The 18,880-nt window shown below is 71.8% G+C and carries 22 protein-coding genes; 6 read left to right on the top strand and 16 right to left on the bottom strand.

Going from position 1 to position 18,880, the window contains the following annotated elements:
- Positions 1–317: 317 nt before the first annotated feature.
- The gene (locus tag ORI60_RS01135; protein ID WP_266032904.1) at positions 318–1,301 is read right to left on the bottom strand and encodes a BtrH N-terminal domain-containing protein; all 984 of its coding nucleotides are present in this window, start codon (positions 1,299–1,301) and stop codon (positions 318–320) included.
- Between the two features lie 170 nt (positions 1,302–1,471).
- Between ORI60_RS01135 and ORI60_RS44705 the strand changes: the two genes are divergently transcribed.
- On the top strand, positions 1,472–1,951 hold the full coding sequence (locus ORI60_RS44705; RefSeq protein ID WP_416234341.1) for an FHA domain-containing protein: 480 nt from the start codon (positions 1,472–1,474) through the stop codon (positions 1,949–1,951).
- On the opposite strand, the gene ORI60_RS01125 is transcribed toward ORI60_RS44705, so the two are convergent.
- The 8 genes from ORI60_RS01125 to ORI60_RS01090 all read right to left on the bottom strand — a co-directional run bounded on the left by ORI60_RS01125 (position 1,952) and on the right by ORI60_RS01090 (position 8,007).
- The gene (locus ORI60_RS01125; RefSeq protein WP_266032902.1) at positions 1,952–3,415 is read right to left on the bottom strand and encodes a sensor histidine kinase; all 1,464 of its coding nucleotides are present in this window, start codon (positions 3,413–3,415) and stop codon (positions 1,952–1,954) included.
- On the bottom strand, positions 3,412–4,122 hold the full coding sequence (locus ORI60_RS01120) for a response regulator transcription factor (RefSeq protein WP_266032900.1): 711 nt from the start codon (positions 4,120–4,122) through the stop codon (positions 3,412–3,414). The genes ORI60_RS01125 and ORI60_RS01120 overlap by 4 nt, the downstream gene beginning before the upstream one ends.
- Positions 4,101–5,225 carry a streptophobe family protein gene (locus ORI60_RS01115; RefSeq protein ID WP_266032899.1) on the bottom strand — a complete coding sequence of 375 codons (1,125 nt, stop codon included), beginning with the start codon at positions 5,223–5,225 and terminating at the stop codon, positions 4,101–4,103. Before ORI60_RS01115 ends, ORI60_RS01120 begins: the two co-directional genes overlap by 22 nt.
- Complete coding sequence (locus ORI60_RS01110) at positions 5,225–6,013, bottom strand: ABC transporter permease (RefSeq protein WP_266032898.1); 789 nt, start codon at positions 6,011–6,013, stop codon at positions 5,225–5,227. The genes ORI60_RS01115 and ORI60_RS01110 overlap by 1 nt, the downstream gene beginning before the upstream one ends.
- Positions 6,010–6,918, bottom strand: coding sequence for an ABC transporter ATP-binding protein (locus ORI60_RS01105; RefSeq protein ID WP_416234351.1), 909 nt, complete (start codon positions 6,916–6,918; stop codon positions 6,010–6,012). Before ORI60_RS01105 ends, ORI60_RS01110 begins: the two co-directional genes overlap by 4 nt.
- Before the next feature lie 185 nt (positions 6,919–7,103).
- Positions 7,104–7,478, bottom strand: coding sequence for a hypothetical protein (locus tag ORI60_RS01100; protein ID WP_266032895.1), 375 nt, complete (start codon positions 7,476–7,478; stop codon positions 7,104–7,106).
- Positions 7,471–7,851 carry a hypothetical protein gene (locus ORI60_RS01095; RefSeq protein ID WP_266032892.1) on the bottom strand — a complete coding sequence of 127 codons (381 nt, stop codon included), beginning with the start codon at positions 7,849–7,851 and terminating at the stop codon, positions 7,471–7,473. Before ORI60_RS01095 ends, ORI60_RS01100 begins: the two co-directional genes overlap by 8 nt.
- A gap of 27 nt (positions 7,852–7,878) precedes the next feature.
- Positions 7,879–8,007: a hypothetical protein gene (locus ORI60_RS01090; RefSeq protein WP_266032890.1), complete on the bottom strand. Its 129-nt coding sequence runs from the start codon at positions 8,005–8,007 to the stop codon at positions 7,879–7,881.
- Between the two features lie 110 nt (positions 8,008–8,117).
- Between ORI60_RS01090 and ORI60_RS01085 the strand changes: the two genes are divergently transcribed.
- Positions 8,118–8,405, top strand: a complete 288-nt coding sequence (locus tag ORI60_RS01085) for a DUF3040 domain-containing protein (RefSeq protein WP_266032887.1) — start codon at positions 8,118–8,120, stop codon at positions 8,403–8,405.
- Here ORI60_RS01085 and ORI60_RS01080 read toward each other — a convergent pair whose 3' ends face one another.
- Positions 8,406–9,005 (bottom strand): TetR/AcrR family transcriptional regulator, encoded by a 600-nt coding sequence (locus ORI60_RS01080; RefSeq protein WP_266032884.1) that lies wholly within the window; start codon positions 9,003–9,005, stop codon positions 8,406–8,408.
- Positions 9,006–9,095: 90 nt separating this feature from the next.
- Here ORI60_RS01080 and ORI60_RS01075 point away from each other — a divergent pair, with 90 nt between their 5' ends.
- Positions 9,096–9,845: an SDR family NAD(P)-dependent oxidoreductase gene (locus ORI60_RS01075; RefSeq protein ID WP_266032882.1), complete on the top strand. Its 750-nt coding sequence runs from the start codon at positions 9,096–9,098 to the stop codon at positions 9,843–9,845.
- A gap of 66 nt (positions 9,846–9,911) precedes the next feature.
- Here the strand turns inward: ORI60_RS01075 and ORI60_RS01070 are convergent, their stop codons facing one another.
- The 5 genes from ORI60_RS01070 to ORI60_RS01050 all read right to left on the bottom strand — a co-directional run bounded on the left by ORI60_RS01070 (position 9,912) and on the right by ORI60_RS01050 (position 15,004).
- Positions 9,912–10,355, bottom strand: a complete 444-nt coding sequence (locus ORI60_RS01070) for a hypothetical protein (RefSeq protein WP_266032880.1) — start codon at positions 10,353–10,355, stop codon at positions 9,912–9,914.
- On the bottom strand, positions 10,352–11,239 hold the full coding sequence (locus ORI60_RS01065; RefSeq protein ID WP_266032878.1) for a WXG100 family type VII secretion target: 888 nt from the start codon (positions 11,237–11,239) through the stop codon (positions 10,352–10,354). Before ORI60_RS01065 ends, ORI60_RS01070 begins: the two co-directional genes overlap by 4 nt.
- Positions 11,236–11,601, bottom strand: a complete 366-nt coding sequence (locus ORI60_RS01060; protein WP_416234340.1) for a hypothetical protein — start codon at positions 11,599–11,601, stop codon at positions 11,236–11,238. The genes ORI60_RS01065 and ORI60_RS01060 overlap by 4 nt, the downstream gene beginning before the upstream one ends.
- Positions 11,602–11,664: 63 nt before the next feature.
- Entirely contained in the window at positions 11,665–13,335 is a 1,671-nt protein-coding gene (locus ORI60_RS01055; RefSeq protein WP_266032876.1) for a hypothetical protein, read from the bottom strand.
- Between the two features lie 46 nt (positions 13,336–13,381).
- Positions 13,382–15,004, bottom strand: a complete 1,623-nt coding sequence (locus tag ORI60_RS01050) for a SpoIIE family protein phosphatase (protein WP_266032874.1) — start codon at positions 15,002–15,004, stop codon at positions 13,382–13,384.
- 419 nt (positions 15,005–15,423) lie between these two features.
- Here ORI60_RS01050 and ORI60_RS01045 point away from each other — a divergent pair, with 419 nt between their 5' ends.
- Genes ORI60_RS01045 through ORI60_RS01035 form a run of 3 tightly spaced genes read left to right on the top strand, consistent with a single transcriptional unit; the run spans position 15,424 to position 17,531 of the window.
- Positions 15,424–15,600 carry a hypothetical protein gene (locus ORI60_RS01045; protein WP_266032871.1) on the top strand — a complete coding sequence of 59 codons (177 nt, stop codon included), beginning with the start codon at positions 15,424–15,426 and terminating at the stop codon, positions 15,598–15,600.
- Between the two features lie 3 nt (positions 15,601–15,603).
- Entirely contained in the window at positions 15,604–15,936 is a 333-nt protein-coding gene (locus tag ORI60_RS01040) for an ArsR/SmtB family transcription factor (RefSeq protein WP_090072848.1), read from the top strand.
- Positions 15,933–17,531, top strand: a complete 1,599-nt coding sequence (locus tag ORI60_RS01035; RefSeq protein WP_266032863.1) for a SulP family inorganic anion transporter — start codon at positions 15,933–15,935, stop codon at positions 17,529–17,531. Before ORI60_RS01040 ends, ORI60_RS01035 begins: the two co-directional genes overlap by 4 nt.
- Positions 17,532–17,534: 3 nt before the next feature.
- On the opposite strand, the gene ORI60_RS01030 is transcribed toward ORI60_RS01035, so the two are convergent.
- On the bottom strand, positions 17,535–18,629 hold the full coding sequence (locus ORI60_RS01030) for a hypothetical protein (RefSeq protein WP_266032860.1): 1,095 nt from the start codon (positions 18,627–18,629) through the stop codon (positions 17,535–17,537).
- Positions 18,630–18,880 lie beyond the last annotated feature (251 nt).

Below are 18,880 nucleotides of genomic sequence, written 5' to 3'. Positions count from 1 at the left end.
TGTGAGGGCCATTTCCCGTCGGATGCTAGGAGGCCTTCCGAGGGCGGGTCAATGAGGAAATTGTGCGAGGTCAGCGGCCGCTCGAAGTCGAATGGATCGAATGTGCAGGTCACTGCGCGTCGAATTGATCACCGGAAAGTTCGACCAATTCGGAATGGTCATACTTGTGAACAGGGGATGGTCGCCGCGAGGCTCTGCGGACCATTTCCGGTTCATCACCGTGAATCTTCGGTACTTCTCGGCGGCCGGTGTCGCGGTTTATCGCGAAAGACGGGGCCGAACTCCCTTCGCGACGTCACGCCGTGCGGTGACGTGCCTCAGGTGGTCCCGGCCAGGACCTCCATCGCACGGCGTTCCCGTTCCGCGAGGTCGAAGAGGATCGCCGAGGCGCGGTTCAGGGGTTCCTGGTCTCCTGTACGCCCGGCGTCCGCCACGAGGCGCGCGACTTCTGTCCACAGTGGAACGATCTCGGCGTACAGCCGGTGACCGAGACGCAGGTTGTCGTCGTCGACGAAGGTGGTGCACTCGGCGAGGAAGTCGCGGTACATGGCGCGGAACAGCGCGCCGCCGGTGCCGCCGCGTTCCATCAGCGTGCCGGTCAGCGGCAAGTCGCGGGCCGGGTCGGTGGAGCGGTCGAGCCAGCGCGTGACCTGCCCGGCCGCCTTGGCAATGCCGCGGTGACCGAGGTTGGCGATGGGCGGGTTCAGGAAGGCCCGCGCGTTGCCGGCGATGGAGGTCCGGACGGCCGCGGCCAGATCGGGCCGGGTGGCGGGAGCGGTGACGGTGTAGGAGAGGTTGCGGGCGGTCATCGGTCCGCGTTCGGCGCGTGCCCGTTCCAGGCTCGCCAATGTGGTCGTCACCGCGCCGCCCTGCTGGGCGGTGTCGACGAGGTGGGCGAGGTCTTCGTCGAAGCCGTACATGGCCACGAAGTGACCTCCGAAGTGGACCTTCTCGGTGAAGTGGTCCAGGTGGTACGAGTCCAGCTGCAGCCCGACGGGCCGTCCAGCGGCGAGCGCGGTGGCGACGTTCTGCCACGCCTTGCGCGGCGAGGCCGTCTGCTGGACGTGCAGCGTCAGGCCCAGCCGGTCGGCCGCGGTACGGGTGAGCGCCATCGGTTTGACGCGACCGCCGACGAACGGGAAATCCAGGTGCTTGGCGTCCCAGTAGACGAAGCCCAGCCCTTCGCCGAGGCCGAACAGCATCGGCTCGGAGATCTCGACGCCCGCGTGGTGCAGCAGCGCGCCGAGAGCGGTGGTTTCGCAGTGCCGTCCGCCGGGCAACGAGACGTTGGCGATGATCATGTGCTTCCTGGGGGCTGGTGGCGGCTGGTGGTCTGGCCGACCACCTTGGGCCCTCACACGGTGTGAGGGTCAACCGCCTGGCACCGGTCACCGCCCACTACACTTGGCACTCGGGCGTGGAGAGTGCCAGAACTGGTCCGGTCCGACGAAGGGAACCGCGGGAGCACGGCATGATCGGTGACACCACGGACACCAGGCCTACCGGCGTCGCGACGCCGTCGCTGACGGTCGAAGGCCGCGACCCGGTCACCGTCGCGCTGACCGAGCCGGTCGTCGTCATCGGCCGTGATCGCGGCTGCGGCGTCGTTCTCGACGACATCACCGTCTCCCGCCGCCACGCGGAACTGCGCCGCGAGGGCAACGCGGTCGTCCTCACGGACCTCGGCTCGCTCAACGGCACCTATCTCAACCGCACTCCCGTCGACAGCGCCGTGCTGCACGACGGCGACACGATCTGGATCGGCGACCACCGGATGACCTTCCGCTCGCCGCCGGTGACGAGCGGGCCGCGGCTGCTCCGCCTGCCCGACTGGGAAACGGCTCTTCCCTCGCCCCGACCTTCCGCGGCGATCGGCGGGGCGCACCGCCCGGTCCTGGCCGAGTTCGCCCGCGACATCGCGCCGGAACCGGCTGCGAGCCCCTGCTCCTGATCACTGCCGGTCGAGCAGCGGCAGCACGAGGCGGAAGCAGGCGCCTTCGCCCACGGTCGTCTCGAGCTCGACGTCCCCGTCGTGCGCGCGGGCCAGGGCGAGGGCGATCGCCAGGCCCAGTCCGGCGTTGGCGCCCTCCGCGCGGTTGCGCGAGTGGTCGGCGCGGTAGAAGCGGTCGAAGACGCGGGCCGCCTGCTCGGCGGGCAGACCGGGACCCCGGTCGGCCACCTCGAGCACGGCGCGGCCGTTCGCCGTGCCCACGCCGATCCGGACCGCGGTGCCCGGCGGCGTGTAGGTGACGGCGTTGCCGATCAGGTTGGTGACGACCTGGCGCAGTCCGTCCTCGTCGGCGTGCACGGGGGCAGGCCCCGGCGGTCCGATCCCGGCGGGGCCGGTGAGCTCGACCGGGCGGGACGGGTCGAGGCCGCGCAGGTCGTGCCGGGCGTCGTTGGCCAGGGTGCGCAGGTCCATCGGTGCGCGGTCCAGCTGGGCCTGCGGCGCCTCGTCCAGCCGGGCCAGCAGGAGCAGGTCCTCGGTGAGGCCGGTGAGCCGGGTGGCTTCGCGGTCGATGCGGAGCATCGCCTCGTCCACGTCGGCGCGTTCGGGCATCCCGCCCATCCGGTACAGCTCGGTCGAGCCCTTGATGCCGAACAACGGGGTGCGCAGCTCGTGGCTCACGTCCGAGAGGAACGTCCGCATGCGGGCCTCGGCGGCGGACCGGTCGGCGAAGGCTCGCTCGAGCTGCCCGAGCATGGTGTTGAGCGAAGTGGCCAGGTGCCCGATCTCCGTGGTCGGTGCCGCGAGGAGGGGCACGCGCCGGGTGAGGTCGCCGTCGGCGATCGCGGCGGCGGTGTGCTCGATCCGGCGCAGCGGCCCCAGACCCCGTCCCAGGGCGAACCAGCCGACCGCCGTCAGCAGCGCCAGCAGCACCGCGCCGCTGATCAGGCTCGTCGTGCGGAGCCGGGCGGTGGTGGCGTCGGCCTCGGCCAGCGACGCCGCGACGACGACCACCCCGTCCCACCCGGTGGTCGGCCGCGCGGTCGCGCGCCAGCGCCCCGAGCCGTCCGCGGCGCGCAGCTCGACCGGGTCGCCGTCGGTGGGCACCGTGCGCAGATCTCCGGGGCCGGGAAGCGAGGCGCCGTCCAGGCGGCTGGTGTGCAGACCGCCCACCACGGTGCCGTCCGGGCCCAGGTACACGAGGTAGGGCGCGCCGACAAGACGCAGGGCGGGGTCGAGGAGGTCCGGCCGGGGCGTGCTGCCGGCGGTGTCGAGCGGCCCGGCGGAGGGCACGCTCGACAGGATCTCGCCGAGCGAGCGCAGCTGACCGTCGATCCGGTCGAGCTGGTAGCGCTCCAGCTGGTCGGACACGACCGCGCCGATCAGGCCCAGCCCGGCGAGGAGCAGGCTCGCGGTGAGCAGCAACAGCCTGGTGCGCAGGGAAAGCCCGCCCAGCACGCGCCTCACGCGTCGGGATCCCGCATCACGTACCCCACGCCGTGCACGGTGTGGATCAACTTGGGGTCCTCGGCGTCGATCTTGCGCCGCAGGTACGAGATGTAGGTGTCCACGATGCCGGCGTCGCCGCCGAAGTCGTAGCGCCACACGCGGTCGAGGATCTGCGCCTTGGACACCACGCGCCCGGCGTTCTCCATCAGGTAGCGCAGCAGCCGGAACTCCGTGGGCGACACCCGGACGGGCTGCCCGGCCCTGGTCACCCGATGACCCCCGGTGTCGAGCACGAGCGCGCCCACGGTCAGCAGGCCCTCCCGGTGGCCGGAGGTGCGGCGCAGGATCGCCCGGATCCGGGCGATCAGCTCCTCCAGGTCGAACGGCTTGGTCACGTAGTCGTCGGCGCCCAGCGACAGCCCGGTGACCTTGTCCGCCTTGCGGTCCCTGGCGGTGAGGAACAGGACGGGCACGGGCCCGCGGCGGCCCTCCGCGCGCTGCTCGCGCAGCCGCCGGACCACCTCGAACCCGTCCACGTCGGGCAGCATCACGTCGAGCAGCACGAGGTCGGGCGGTTCCTCGGTGGCGGCGGCGACCGCCTCGGCACCGGTCGCCGCGGACGTCACCTGGAATCCCGCGAAGCGCAGCGTCGCGGACAGCAGCTCGCGCACGGTGGCCTCGTCGTCCACCACCAGCAGCGTCGTCACCTGGCCCGATCCCTCCACGCGGGCCACGATACGGAGGCCAACCTGAGAAGCCCTCCGGCGAGCAGGCCCGCCGCGGCGCCGCCCGCACTCCCGAACGCCAACGCGGCCAGGGGGTTCGCCGCCAGCCCCGCGTCGAGCACCGGCACCGAGAGCCCGAACGCGCCGATGCCGAGTCGCACCGACACCTGCGACAACAACGCCAGGCCACCCAGCGCGACACCCACCGCCGCGCCCAGCCACGCGGCCCTGCGCAGCGGATCGCCACCCCGGCCGGCCAGGGCTCCGAGCGCCAGCAACACGGCCGCCGCCACCCACGTCAGCGGTCCGCCCGGCGCGGGTGGCGCGGCGCCGTCCAGGACGCAGGCGAGCGCGCCGTCCGCACTGACCGTCCACGGCACCCCCAGACCGAGCGTCAGCACGCCGGACACCAGGTGCGGCAAGAAGAACAGGACACCGCCCGCCGCAGCCGGACCACCCCACGCCCACGCGACGAGCAGGCACGCGGCGGCGAGGCCGCCCGCGACCCACAACGCGCCGCGCACGGCGAACCGGAACCGCGCGACCAGCCAGCACACGCCGCCGACGACGAGCACCCAGGCCACCGCCCCGGCCAGCACCGGCCAGACGGGCACGGTGAACCCGACGCCCAGCGCGTCGAGGGACCTGCCCCGGCCCAGCGGTCCGATCGCGGGCAGCCCGCAGACACCGGAGATCCCACCGGCCGCCGTTCCACCCGGTGGCCTCACGTCGCCCCGGGCCAGCAGCGCGACCGCCACCGCGCCGGCCGGGAAGGCCACGGCCGCCGCCGCGCCGCGGACGAGCAACCCGTCCCAGCGACGCAGCAGCAACCAGCCCAGCACCACGGCGCCGGCCAGCGCGACCCCCAGCGGCATCACGCCGACGCTGCCCCGCACGGAGATCGGCGTGCCACCCGAGGGGACGGCACCGAACTCGGCCGAGCCACCCACGGCCATCGCGACCACGGCCGCGGTCAACCGGCCGAACCCGCCGAACCGGCCGGCGTCGAGGAGCAGCAGCCCGGCCGCGGCGGTGGCCCCCATGGCGGTCAGCGCCGCGGCCGCCGCCGTCACGCCCCGCCACACGTCCCGCCGCGCCGCCATCACACGTCACGCCGGTGGAAGACGACGAACGCGGCGGCCAGCACGATGCCGACACCGAGGCACATCCCGCCCAGGTTCAGCCAGGGATGCGGGTGGTCGGGGTTCGGCACCGTCGCGAACACCGCGGCGGCGCCCTGCGTCGGCCAGAAGTCGAGCAGGCCCTGGAACCACGACGGGAACAGACCGGCCAGCGCGGGCACCAGGAACACGATGCCCACCAGCGTGGTGAGCGCGCCCGCCGTCGCGCGCATGATCGTGCCGAGGCCGATCGCGAGCAGCGCGATCGCCGCGAGGTAGAGCCCGCCGCCCACGACGGCGGAGAGCACGCCGGGGTCGCCGAGCCGCGCGTGCGGCACGTTCTGAGCGGCGAAGAGGGACTGGCCGAGCAGGAAGGTGGCGAACATCAGCACCTGGCCCGCCACCACGGCGACACCGGTGGCGACCACGACCTTGGCCGCCAGCAACCGGTGCCTGCGCGGAGTGACCGCCAGCGACGTGCGCACCAGCCCGGTCGCGTACTCGGACGTCACGACCAGCGTCCCGAGCACGCCGATGACGAGCTGCGCCACCAGGTACGCGGTCAGGCTGCGCTCGGTCGGGTCCCACGCCAGCCGTTCGGCGGCCGACGCGCTCCCGTACACCTCACCCGCCCGTCCCGTCGCGAGGATCGTGATGCCGAGGCCGACGCCGAACAGGCAGGCGAGCGTGTACCAGGTGGACCGCAGGCTGCGCAGCTTCACCCATTCCGCGTGCAGGGCGTTGCCGAAGAAGACCGTCCGCGCACTCATGCGGTCACCCCCTGATACTCGACGCTGTCCTTGGTCAGCTCCATGAAGGCGTCCTCCAGCGAGGGCCGCTGCGGAGTGAGCTCGCTGAGCACGGTGCCGTGGTAGGCGGCGAGCTTGCCGATCTCCTCGCTCGCCAGCCCGGAGACCACCAGCGCCGAGCCGGGCCCCTCCCGCACCGCGGCGCCGGTCGCCGTCAGCCGCAGCGCGAACTCGGCCGGCTCGGGCGTGCGGACGAGCACCGTGCCCTCACCGCGGCCGCGCAGGAACTCGGCCACGCCCGTGTCGGCGATGAGCCGGCCGCGGCCGATCACGACCAGGTGGTCGGCGGTCTGCGCCATCTCGTTCATGAGGTGGCTGGAGACCAGCACCGCGCGCCCCTCGGCCGCCAGGGACCGCATGAAGTCGCGGATCCAGCGGATGCCCTCGGGGTCGAGCCCGTTCACCGGTTCGTCGAAGATCAGCACCCGCGGGTCGCCGAGCAGCGCCGCCGCGATGCCGAGCCGCTGCCGCATGCCGAGCGAGAACCCGCCCGCGCGCTTGTGCGCCACGCTTTCCAGCCCCGTCCTGGCGAGCACCTCGTCCACCCGGCGCCGCGGCAGCCCGTTGCCGGCGGCGAGCGCCAGCAGGTGGTCGCGGGCCTTCCGCCCGCCGTGCACCGCTCCGGCGTCGAGCAGCGCGCCGACCTCCTCCAGCGGCACGGGCAGGTCGCGGTAGCGGCGCCCGCCGATGGTCACCGAACCCGCGGTGGGCGAGGCCAGCCCGAGGATCACCTTCATGGTCGTGGACTTGCCCGCGCCGTTCGGCCCGAGGAACCCGGTCACCTGACCGGCCTCGACGGTGAACGACAGGTCGTCCACCACGGTGTCGAGGCCGTACCGCTTGGTCAGCCCCCGCACATCGATCATCGTCATGGCACCGAGCCTCGCGACCCGGTCTGACCGATCCCTGGGAGCTTCTGTGAGAACCCGGAGAATTCGGCCTCCGACCGCGGTGGCGCCGGTGCTTTCACAGAGAACGCCCAGATCGTGCGACCTGCCGATCACGGCCGGTCAGGTCGTGCCGAACGCGCTGCTGAAGCCGTCGAGCAGGCTCACGCGGTCTTGCGCAGCCACCACAGGCCGAGGACCGGCAGCACCAGTGGCACGAACCCGTAGCCGATGCCGAAGGACGACCACACGGTCGCGTCCGGGAACGCCCGCGGCAGCACGAGGCTCGCCGCACCGACCAGCAGCACGCCGGTGAGCTCGACGGAGCACGCGACGTACGCGATCCGGCGGCTGTCCCGCGCGAGGGCGATGGTGGCCAGCACGTAGACGACGGCGGCGAACGCCGACAGCACGTACGCGACCGGTGCGTCGGAGAAGCGGGTGGCGATCTGCACGGCCGAACGGGACGTGGCGGCGAGGGCGAAGACGCCGTAGACGGTGATCAGCATCCGGCCGGGGCCCTGGCGGGTGTCAGGCATGGCCTGCCCAGACCTGGCCGAGACGCAGGATCATCACCGGCACGCTGAGGAACGCGACCACCAGCACGCCGGCGCTCCACCGGGTGCGCTCGGCGGCCGCCCAGAGGGCCGCCACGGGCAGGATCACCACCGGACCCAGCAGGTAGCCGACGAACGACCAGCGCTCGATGTCGCGGTCGGTGCCGAGCATCGACACGATGCCGACGACCGCCTGCACCAGCAGGCCCAGTTCGAGCACCGCGAGCCCGCCCACGAGGGTCCAGGACAGCTTCTTCAGCGGCAGCAGCGGTGTGTTGAGCGCGATCAGCAGGACCGACCACGCGGCGCCGGCGAGTGCGAGCACGGTCAGGACCGTGGGCAGAACATCGATCATGGGGCTCTTCCGAGGACGAAGGGGGATCTACTGCGGAACGCGGGTCTGGACGGCCATCACGGTGGTGGGGGCGAAATCGCGCCCGAGCGCGGGGGAGCGGCTGTCCCGGAGGACCTCCATCGCCGCCCGTTCGAGCTCACCCGGCTTGATCAGCACACGGGCGATGGTGTCACAGCCGGAACCGGCCGGGTGTGATCGGGAACCTTGGCCGGTCCCGTGCGTTGACTCTGGTGAAGCCCCGGAGCGACCCAGCGGGAGGACCGGACGTGAAACTGCCGGACCACGAGCAGCGGGAACTGGACGAGATCGAGCGCCGCCTCGCCGAGGACGACCCCAAACTGGCCGCCAAGCTCACCCGCCCGGCACCGAGGATGCCGCGCCGGACCTTGGTGCTCGCCGGAATGCTGTCGCTGTACGCGATCGGCCTGCTCGTCGTGATCGCCGGGGTGAGCTCGTCCTCCGCGGTGGTCGTCGCACTCGGTGCCTGCGTGGTCCTCGGGGTGTTCGCCGCGTTCGCGGTCCGCGCCTGGCGCGAGCGCGAGAAGCAGGGCTGATCAGGCAGGCGGCCAGTTCAGCAAGGCGGCATCGGCCACGCGCAGGAGCTCCTCGCGCGTCGCGCCGCCCGCCGCCTGCACGGCCATGCCGTTCGCGATCGTCATGAGGTAGCGGGCGATCAGGTCCGGATCGGCGCCCGCGGGCAGGTCGCCCTCCGCGACGGCGCGCTGGAACCGGACGCGCAGGTGCTCCTGGCCACCGGCGCGCCACTCGGTCAGGACGTCGCGCGCGACCCGTCCCGTCTCGCCGACCGCCAGTGCGCCCTGCACGCCGAGGCAGCCGGACGGGCAGCCGGGCCGGGTGTTGGCGCGGACCGAGCCCGTGAGGAACGCCTCCGCCACCTCACGGGCGGTGGGCGCCTCCAGCGCGTCGACGATGTAGGAGACCGTGCCCTCCGAGTAGCGCCGCAACGCCTTGCGGAAGAGCTCCTCCTTGTTGCCGAAGGCCGCGTACATGCTCTTGCGGGAGATGCCCATGGCCTCGGTCAGGTCGGAGAGGCTCGCGCCCTCGTAACCCCGCTCCCAGAAGACCACCACCGCCTTCTGCAGCGCCTCCTCGGCGTCGAACTCCCGCGGCCGACCGATCTGCGCCTTCTCCACGACCGCATCCTACCCTTCTGCACCGATCGGTGCAGAAGTGCTACGGTCGCCTTATGCACCGATCGGTGCACAAAAGCGTGGAGGTCAGGAATGCGCAGGCTGGAAGGCAAGACCGCAGTGGTGACCGGGGGCGGCACGCGGGGCATCGGCAGGGCCGCCGCGGCGCGGCTGGTGGCCGAGGGCGCGCACGTGTTCATCACCGGCCGCCGCAAGACGGAGCTGGACGAGGCGGTGGAGGTCATCGGCGAGAACGTGACCGCGGTGCCGGGCGACATCACGAACATGGACGACCTGGACCGGCTCTACGAGGTGGTCGCCGCTCGCGGTCAGGGGCTGGACGTGCTGTTCGCCAACTCGGCCACGGCGTCGTTCGCGACCATCGAGACGATCACCGAACAGGACTTCGACCAGGTCTTCGGCGTCAACGTCAAGGGCACCCTGTTCACGCTGCAGAAGGCGCTCCCGCTGCTCAACGAGGGCGCCTCGGTGATCATCAACGCCTCCACCGCGGCCGACCGGGGCACCGCGTCGTTCGGCGCCTACGCCGCGTCCAAGGCGGCCTTGCGGACGTTCACGCGCACCTGGGCGAACGAGCTCAAGGGGCGCGGTGTCCGGGTGAACGCCATCTCGCCGGGGCCGATCGACACCTCCGGGATCACCGAGCTCGTGGGCGAGGAGAACGTCACCGCCTTCAAGTCGGGGGAGGCCGCCCGGATCGCCATCGGGCGGATGGGCCACGTCGACGAGGTGGCCGCCGCGGTGGCCTTCCTCGCCTCCCCGGACAGCAGCTTCATGCTCGGCGCCAACCTGTACGTCGACGGCGGCGAGAACCAGATCTGACGCTCGCGGACGTTCGCACGTGCGCCATCCCGTCCCGGCGGGCTGGCGCACGTGAACGTGGACGGCCTAGAAAGCGTCCTCGGTGAAGTCGCTCGGCATGTCGTCGTCGTAGTCGCCGCGCGACGGCCTGGCGCGCTGCTGACCCGCCGCGACGATCTCGTCGAGGTTCTGGCCCTCCTTGATCGCCGTGTACGCCCGCTTCAGCGCCGGCATGCTGGTCTGCATCGCACGCTGCACGTCGGGATCGCCGACGGCCCTGCCGGACGCGATGTCCCGCCAGGACAGCTCGCCCGAGTCGACCTTGCGCTGCAGGTCCTTCAGCGCGTTCGGCGCGTCCTTGGACCGTGCGAACTTCTCGATCGCGGCGATGTCCGCGGGGGACAGATCGGCACCGCGGGTCTGCACCTTGGACGCTTCGAGAGCGACCTTCTCCAGCCGCGCACCCCTGGCGTCGAGATCCTGTTGCCACGCCTGCAACTGCTTGCGGGCGTTGTCGTACGGGAACGTCATTCCCCACCGCCCGAGCTCGAGGAACCGCTCTCCGCCCAGCGCTCTTCCTTCAGCGCGTCGTTGTACTTGCCGCGCGCCTTGTACCCGCCCTTGGCCATGCCCCAGGCGCCGCTGCCCACGGCGGCCGTGCCGTCGCCGAACTTCTCCGCGCCGTCCTGCCACGTGTCGACCACGTCGAAGAAGTCGTTGACGTCCCTCACGTCCGGGATCCTGGCGAGCGCGGTGCCCATCAGCTTGATGCCGTTGATCATGCCCTGGACGCCCTCGATGAGCGTCTGCATGGACTGGATGAGCTTGCGCACCTGGTCGACGATGTTGACCACGTCGTAGACCATCCACACGGCACGGCCCCAGCCGACGAGCGGGATCCACGCGGTCATCGCGGCCTTCATCAGCTTGTCGCAGATCTTGTCGAGCAGGGTCAGCGCGAGCTTCGCGGCCGTCCGGCAGGAGCTCGCCATGTTCTTGAACCGGTCGCCGATGAACTTCGCGACCTGCGAGTCCCACTCGATCGCCGTCGTCCACGTGCGGCGCATGCGGTTCTCGAAGCTCTGCGCGGCGCCGCCGTCCCAGTGCGGCGAGAGCTCCTCGACGCCGTTGTTCACGTTGTGCCGCACGTTGTCCAGCGACTTGGCGATCCGGTCCCACGCGGCGGCGTTCGCGTCGATCTTCTCGAAGTCGCCCGCCAGCGGCATGACCAGGTCTCGCACCAGGTCGTCGCCGGTGACCTGCTGGTAGATCCAGTTGACGCCCTGGATCTTCCACCCGGCCGCCTCGATCAGCTCCTTGACGGTCTGCCGGCCGGGCCGGTCGTCGGGCGCGGCGCGCAGCGCGACAGCCGGGTCCTCGACGTCCTGGTACCCGTTGCAGACCCCGCCGGTCATTCGCCCACCCCCAGGAAGCGCTCCAGCCACGACGGGGGCTCCATCCGGCCGCCCGCCGTGTCGATCAGGCAGACACCGATCTCGTCCGCCTTCTCGTAGGCGTCGGCCGACTTCACCAGCGCCACGGCGTCCATGGCCATCTTCTTGCCGGCGGCGTCAAGCGTCTCGCCGTAGAGCTGCGCGACCCCGGTCACCACGGGGTCGAGCAGCGACAACAGCCCGGTGAACCCGGACGTGTCCCCACCCTTGAGGATCGCGTGCTCCCGGATCGTCAGGAAGTGCTCTGCCTGACGTTCGAGCAGCCCGCTGCATCCGCGCAGCTCATCCGGCTCGACGTGGAACTTCTCTCCCATGGCGGTCATGACGCCTGACCCCGAGGGGAGGTTCCACGGCATTCGGACCCATAGGCAACTCGAATCGGGCCCTCACTCCGCTTCCCGCCATTCGGCGAGACGTGCGGCGCGGGCGTCGTCCGGCAGCACCTCCGCCAGCTCGCGCAGCAGCGGCAGCGGCACCTTGGAGTACTCCGGGTAGCGGTGGTACGGCTTGACCATCTGGTGGAAGCGCGCCGGCAGCCCGCCCGAGCGGGCCAGCGCCGCCAGCGCCGTGCCGACGCGCTGGGCCGGAACCGCGAACGCCAGGTCGTAACCGTCCACTTCGGACACCCTCGGCAGCCACTCGTCGAGGAACGCCTCCGCCTGCGGGCGGTAGCCGGCGAGCGCGTCGGCGAAGGTCGAGCACAGTGCGAGTGTCACGGCGGTCTCGCGGTCGTCGCCGTGGAAGTGGCGTGCGGTCAGACTGATCGACTCGGCGGTCCCGCCGGGTTGCCGGGCCTCGAACACCTCGCCGAGCGCGGCCCACGCGTCCACCTCGGCCAGGGCGGCGAGTGCGGACTCCCGGTCGTCCCGGGCGAGCAGGCCGTCCTCCAGCACGAACCAGAGCAGACCCCGCGACGTGCGCCGGCTCAGTTCGCCGGTCGCGGTGCCGAGCAACCGCCGCGCCGCGGCCACCGTTCCCGGCACGTCGATCCACAGGTAGCCCACGTCCGCACCGGTGATCGTCTCCGGCGAGCTGCGCAGCGCGGTCTCCAGGGTCGTGCGCTGGGCGGCCGTCAGCTCCTGAGGTGCCAGCGGGCGGTAGACCTCGCCGCTGGGGCGGAACTGCCGCGCCATCCGTTCGAGCAGCCGCGAGTGCAGGTTCGGGCGGCCGCTCCCGGGAGCCGTCAGAAGCCCTTCGTCGTCGGTGCCGAACGTCCACGCCGAGGCGGCGAGTTCCGCGAGGTCCGTCGTCCACGCGTCGTGCACCGGGTACTCGCCCTGCGCGAGGTGGTGGAGCAGCGCCAGCGCGTCCTCGTCGGCGAATCCGGAGTAGACCACGCACGCCGCGGCCGCACCCCGCACGTGCAGCGACGGGCTGGTCGCCATCAGATCCCGTGCCGCCGCAACGTGGTCCGTCCTCGCGGCGGCGCGCTGCGCGGCGCCCGGGGTGACGCCGTTGTCCCGCGCGGCGAGGAAGGCGTGGGCCAGGCACAGGCCCGCGGTCGCGTCCGGTGTGAGGGCGGGCAGCTCCTTCGGCTCCCGGCCCAGCAGCACCAGCAGCCGCAACGCCTCGTCGTCGCCGGTGCGGGCCCACATCGCCTCGATGTCGCCGGCGAACTCCGCGACCACGTCCGCGTACTCGCTCGTGGCCTTGCCCACGTCGTCCGGCCGTGTCACGAAATGCGTCTCGCCGACGGCGATCCTGGCCAGGAACACCAGTGCGGGCGCGTTGTCGTGCCGGACCAGTTCGGCCAGGAACGGGATCGCGGCCTCGGACGCCGAGTAGACCGAACCCTGGTGCGTGGTGGCCGAATACAGGCCGTACACACCGAAGTTCCGGTCACCGGCGTCATCGCTCGTGAGTGCCTCGATGAACAACGGCGTCTCGTCGGCCGTGCCGTACGCGTCGTCCAGGGACGCCCAGTCCACGTCGTGCAGACCGGCGGGTGGTGTCGTGCTGCCACGCAACGGAGGCCGTTCGGTGTCGTCCCCGTCGCTCTCGTCCTGGTCGTCGAACTCCGGCGGCTCGAAGGCGGGCAGGTCGTCAGCGTCGAACATGTCCAGTCCCGCCAGGTCGGGGAAAAAGTGACGTGGAGGCTAGCAGTCACTCCGGCCGGACCGGCCCGCGGCGCAGCGCGAGCACGCAGATGTCGTCGCGGCCCTGCTCGGGCGCGACCGCCTTGATCACCGCCGGCACGAGGTCGTCCAGGCGTTGCGGCAGGTGTGGCGCCGTGATGGCGGCGCAGAGCGCCTGAGTTCCGGAGTCGATGTCCTCGCCGCGATGTTCCACCAGGCCGTCCGTGTAGACGACCAGCGCGTCACCCGGTCGCAGCGACGTCTCGAACTGGAGGTAGCCGGCGTGCTTCACCGCGCCCGTGATCAGCCCGTGGCGGTGTGCCATCGGCGTGGCGACGCCGTCCCGGACGACCAGCGGGTGGGGGTGTCCGGCGTTGGCGTAGCAGAGGCCGCCGTCCCGCGGGGTGTAGACGCCGTAGAACACGGTGGTCATCGTCATGTCGCCGGAGGCGCAGACGAGCCGGTTCAGCTCGCTCAGCACGCGGTCGGGGAGCGGGTTCTGCATCGCGTACGCGCGAATGGCGCTGCGGACCCTGCCCATCGTGACGGCGGCCTCGACGTCGTGGCCGATCACGTCGCCGACCGCGATCGCGAGCCTGCCGTCGGGCAGGGGGAACGCGTCGAAGAAGTCACCGCCCACCCCGGCCGAGCTGTTGGCGGGCAGGTAGGTCGCGGCCAGGTCGGTGCCCTCGACCACGGGGATGCTGGGGGGAAGCAGGGCTCGTTGCAGCTGCAGCACGATCTGCCGCTCGTCCTCCAGTTCTGCCGTCATCCGGTCCGCGCGGACCACGGCCGCGCGCGTGTCGGCCTCCGCGGTTCTTCGGAGGGTGCGGTCCACGCACATGCCGCGCAGCGACACGATCGTGCCGGTGGTGTCCGTGACGGGCTCCGCGATCGACGAGAGCACGACGACCCGTCCGTCGGGCGTGCACAGCCGGTACTCGACGTCCGGTGTCGAGGTGTGCGCGGTGAGGCCGGTGAAGGACGCCCGGGCCACGTCGACGTCGTCCGGGTGCACGAGCGCGAGAACGTCCTCGAGACTGTTCGGGGACTGGTTGACACCGGCGATGCGGCAGAGGTTGGCCGACCACGCGACCCTGCCGTTGCGCAAGTCGACCTCCCAGGAACCGGTGCCGCCGGCGCGGTGTGCCCGGTCCAGCCGGTCGGTCCACTCCGCGTGCAGGCGCAGCCCTTCGAGCTCGGCGACCTCGTGGGAGCGGGTGACGTCCTGCACCGCGATCACGGCCGCGATCACGTTGTCGTCGCTGTCGCACAACGGGAACAGGTTGAGCAGCAGCTGCTTGATGGCGCTGCCCGCCTCGACGCGCGTCTCGATGTCGCGGTGCACGACGCCGGTGGTCAGCACCTCGGCGACGAGAGGGTCCACGGTGGCCGTGAAGTCGGCCGGAACCACTTCGTGCATCAAGTTCCCGACGTGGTCGCCGGTCACCGGTCCACCGTGCACCGACAGGAACGCCGGGTTGACGTAGAGGAACCGCATCTGCCCGTCCACCACGGCGAAACCGACGGGCGCCCGTTCGAACACCGCCGCGATGTCCAGCAGCGATCCGCCCGAACCGGCGATGCCGCGCGCGATGTGGATGCTGCCTGCCTGCGCGGCGTCGAGAATCTCCGCGTCTTTCCCGTCCACGGACCACATGACTGCTGGTTCCTCCTGTCACCACACAGGTGTGACTCCAACTCCTTTGCACGGCAGTACTTGTGGCGACTTTGATACCCGTCTGCGGGCGGAGGTAAACACGAAGATCCGTCTGTGGTCCCCTGAAGGGGGAACGGCACGGGAAGAGCGGCGGCGCGGTGGGTCGATCGTGACAATCTGCGCCGTGCGCCGCCGCCGCTCTCCAGCGTCCTCAAAGGTGTTTCGCGGCAACAGGGACTTCCGACTCCGTTGACCGGACCCTTGGGATCTGGCGCGAACGCCGGTGCCGCAACGACAACCGCCGTTCGGGCGAACCGATCGCCGCGCCGGTGGCAGACGTCGCATCAGGGTCGGCGGTAGTTGTAGACTGTCGAATTGAAGAATTCTTCAATTCGACAGGTCGTGGTCCCGTGAACGAGTTCGAGGACAGCTTGCTCATCCGCGTGGGGCAGGCGGAACAGGCAGTGCGGCAGGCGTTGGAGGAGCAGGACGAGTACGGCGCCGAGGTGCACGGCGCCGACCTCGCCAACCTGCGGCGCCTGGCGGCGGAGCACGGGGTGTCGGTCGACGCGCCCGGAGAGGACTGAGCGGTGCCGGTTCCGCTGTACCAGGCGAAGGCCGAGTTCTTCCGGATGCTCGGCCACCCCGTGCGCATCCGGGTGCTGGAGCTGTTGCAGGACGGCCCGAAGGCGGTGCGCGACCTGCTGGCCGAGATCGAGGTCGAGGCTTCCAACCTCTCCGCGCAGCTGGCCGTGCTGCGCAGGTCCGGCATCGTGACGGCGACCCGTGAGGGGTCGACCGTGGTGTACGCGCTGGCGGGCGCGGACGTGGCCGATCTGATGAAGGCGGCGAGGAGGATCCTCACCGAGTTGCTGGTCGGGCAGAACGAGTTGCTCGCGCAGCTGCGCGAGGACTCCGCGTGAGAGCGTTCCTGCCGGCGAAGGCGGACTGGTCGGCCGCGACGCCGAGGGACGTCGTCGCGGGCCTCACCGTCGCGGTCGTGGCGCTGCCGCTGGCACTGGGATTCGGGGTGGCGTCGGGCCTCGGTGCCGCCGCGGGACTGGCGACCGCGATCGTGGCCGGCACCCTGGCCGCGGTCTTCGGCGGCTCCAGCCTGCAGGTGTCCGGGCCCACCGGCGCGATGACCGTGGTGCTGGTGCCGATCGTCGCGGCGTTCGGGCCGGGCGGCGTGCTGACCGTCGGCCTGCTCGCGGGCGTGCTGCTCCTCGCGCTGGCGGTGGCCAGGGCCGGGCGCTACATGCGGTACGTGCCCGCTCCGGTGGTCGAGGGCTTCACCCTCGGGATCGCCGCGGTCATCGCGCTGCAACAGATCCCCGCGGCACTCGGCGTGCCCACTCCGGACGGGCACAACGTCGTGGTGAACGCCGTCCGCGCGTTCGGGTCCGGGCCCGCCCTGCCCGCCGTCGCCCTCGCGGGCGGAGTCGTCGTGGTCATGCTCGCCGGCGCGCGCTGGAAACCGGCGATCCCGTTCTCGCTGCTGGCCGTCGCCGCGGGCACGGCGGTAGCGGAGATCTGGTCCCTTCCCGTGCCCCGGATCGGCGCGTTGCCCGCGCTGCTGCCCGCGCCGTCACTGTCCTTCCTGGACCTGGACGCGCTGTGGTCGCTGCTGCCGCCCGCCGTGGCCGTGGCCGCCCTCGCCGCCCTGGAGAGCCTGCTGTCCGCGACGGTCGCCGACGGCATGAGCGTGAACCAGCGGCACGACCCGGACCGGGAGCTCTTCGGCCAGGGCATCGCGAACGTCATCACGCCCCTGTTCGGCGGCGTGCCCGCGACCGCGGCGATCGCGAGGACGGCGGTCAACGTCCGATCCGGTGCGACCTCGCGGCTGGCGGCCCTGGTGCACGCCGTGACGCTCGCCGTCATCATGCTGGCCGCGGCCCCGGTGGTCGGGCGCGTCCCGCTGGCCGTGCTGGCCGGAGTCCTCCTCGCCACCGCGGTGCGGATGGTCGAGGTCGGCTCGGTCCGCGTCCTGATGCGCGCGAACCGTTCCGACGCGGTGGTGCTCACCCTCACCGCGGTCGCCACGCTGGCACTCGACCTCGTCACGGCCGTGATCGTCGGCCTCGTCGTGGCGGGAGCGCTGGCACTGCGCGCCGTCGCCAGGTCCGCGCGGATCGACGAGGAACCGCTGGAGCCGGGCGACCACACCCTGGAGGAGCACGAGCTGCTCGCCCAGCACATCGTCGCCTACCGCCTCGACGGACCGCTGTTCTTCGCCGCGGCACACCGCTTCCTGCTGGAGCTCACCGAGATCGCGGCGGTCTCCGTGGTGATCCTGCGCATGTCCCGCGTGTCCACGATGGACGGCACCGGGGTGCTGGTCCTGCGCGACGCCGTCGAGAGGCTGGAGCACAGGGGCGTCACCGTGCTGCTCTCCGGCGTGCGCGAGGAACACCGCCGCCAGCTGGAGACCCACGGGGTGCGCACGTTCGCGAGCACCCCCGAGGCCATCGAGCACGCGCGAGACTTGCTGCGCCGCAACGGCACGCTTCCCTGACGGTCAGTGGTCGTACATGCGTTCCAGCGCCGCACGCCGGGTGGTGACGTCGTCCGGGTCGTCGCCGAAGACGAGCAGGTGCAGCGTGGTCTGGTTGATCGGGTTGTCGGTGCGGCGGGTGTCGTGGCCGCCGGTGACGAGGAGCCCTCCGCGCAGCAGTGCGGGCCTCAGCGCGGCCAGCAGCGCGGCGACGGGTGCGGAGGTGGTGATCTTCGTGGACTCCGACGGCCGGTCCAGGGCGTCGGGGCGGACGCTGTGCAGCGCCAGCAGCGGGATGGAGCCGCCGGTGATGCGGAAGTTCAGGTCGAGCATGACGAGCCTGCCGTCCCAGGTCTGGGCGCAGTCGAGGCTGCACATGCCGCGGTAGCCGACGTCGGCGGCGCGCTGGGCGATCGCCAGGCACTCGGTGAGCAGGTCGGCGGGCAGCGGGACGACCAGCCCGAAGCGGCCGCCGGTGTAGACGCCGTCGGCGTCGATGCGCTGGTCGGTCACGGCGAGCAGGCGGGCCCGGCCGTCGGCGGCGACGTAGAGCTGGACGCCCCAGTTGCGGTGGATGTCCAGGTACTCCTCGACGACCACCTCGCTGAGGATGTCGGTGAACGCGGGCAGGTCCACCTGGTCGCCGGCTCGGTGCAGGTAGACGTCGAGGCTGGCGCCGTGGGCCGCGTTGGTGGCGGCCTTGAGGACCCAGGACTTCTCGGCCGGGGTGGCGTCGGCGAGGTCGCCGGTGGTGACGATCTGGCGGCGGGCCTGGAAGCGCGGGTCGACGAAGGTGCTGATGCTCGCCTTGTTGTTGAGGTAGCCGACGAGTTCGGCGCTCTTCACGGAGCGCTCGTCCGGGTACAGGCTGGTGGGCTGTGGATATTCCATGGACATGAGCAGGCCGTCGCTGAGCGCTTCGGTCACGCGGGCGGCGAACTCGGCCTCGGTGCGGAACTCGCGCGGGTCGGTGCCGACGGGCAGGCCGCCGTCGCGCAGGGCGGCGAGCAGGTTGGGTTCGGTGCCACCCGCGCTGCAGATGACGGGGGTGTCGGCGGCGACGGCCAGGGGGCGGGCGGACAGGACGTCGCGGGTGTTGCGGTGCCTGCTCGACGGCACGGCCGGTTCCTGGGCGGGGCGCGCGCACAGAGCGATGTCGGGGCCGTAGATGTCGGTGAGCGTGCGGGGGGCCAGGATCGGTGCGAGCGCGAAAGCGGTGATGGGAGATCTCCCTCGTGGGGTTGTTCCTGTACCCGGTCGTGGGCGTGGAGTGGTGGCGAGCTGACCGGGAGCGGTGAAACGCGCCTGGATGAGGCGGCGTCCGCTCCGGGGTGAAAGCGCGCCGCCGGGTGCTGACCGCGGGGGCGGGC

The sequence above is a fragment of the Lentzea sp. NEAU-D7 genome, from assembly GCF_026242055.1.
GTDB lineage: Bacteria > Actinomycetota > Actinomycetes > Mycobacteriales > Pseudonocardiaceae > Lentzea.
This window is presented reverse-complemented; position numbering and strand designations above follow the sequence as displayed.

Excerpts from the sequence above, each read along its gene's own strand:
- ORI60_RS01110 (WP_266032898.1), bottom strand. The coding sequence starts at position 6,013 with ATGAGTGCGCGGACGGTCTTCTTCGGCAACGCCCTGCACGCGGAATGG.
- ORI60_RS01055 (WP_266032876.1), bottom strand. The coding sequence starts at position 13,335 with ATGTTCGACGCTGACGACCTGCCCGCCTTCGAGCCGCCGGAGTTCGAC.
- ORI60_RS01060 (WP_416234340.1), bottom strand. The coding sequence starts at position 11,601 with ATGACCGCCATGGGAGAGAAGTTCCACGTCGAGCCGGATGAGCTGCGC.
- ORI60_RS01115 (WP_266032899.1), bottom strand. The coding sequence starts at position 5,225 with ATGGCGGCGCGGCGGGACGTGTGGCGGGGCGTGACGGCGGCGGCCGCG.
- ORI60_RS01070 (WP_266032880.1), bottom strand. The coding sequence starts at position 10,355 with ATGACGTTCCCGTACGACAACGCCCGCAAGCAGTTGCAGGCGTGGCAA.
- ORI60_RS01100 (WP_266032895.1), bottom strand. The coding sequence starts at position 7,478 with ATGCCTGACACCCGCCAGGGCCCCGGCCGGATGCTGATCACCGTCTAC.
- ORI60_RS01135 (WP_266032904.1), bottom strand. The coding sequence starts at position 1,301 with ATGATCATCGCCAACGTCTCGTTGCCCGGCGGACGGCACTGCGAAACC.
- ORI60_RS44705 (WP_416234341.1), top strand. The coding sequence starts at position 1,472 with ATGATCGGTGACACCACGGACACCAGGCCTACCGGCGTCGCGACGCCG.
- ORI60_RS01075 (WP_266032882.1), top strand. The coding sequence starts at position 9,096 with ATGCGCAGGCTGGAAGGCAAGACCGCAGTGGTGACCGGGGGCGGCACG.
- ORI60_RS01065 (WP_266032878.1), bottom strand. The coding sequence starts at position 11,239 with ATGACCGGCGGGGTCTGCAACGGGTACCAGGACGTCGAGGACCCGGCT.
- ORI60_RS01095 (WP_266032892.1), bottom strand. The coding sequence starts at position 7,851 with ATGATCGATGTTCTGCCCACGGTCCTGACCGTGCTCGCACTCGCCGGC.
- ORI60_RS01105 (WP_416234351.1), bottom strand. The coding sequence starts at position 6,918 with ATGATCGATGTGCGGGGGCTGACCAAGCGGTACGGCCTCGACACCGTG.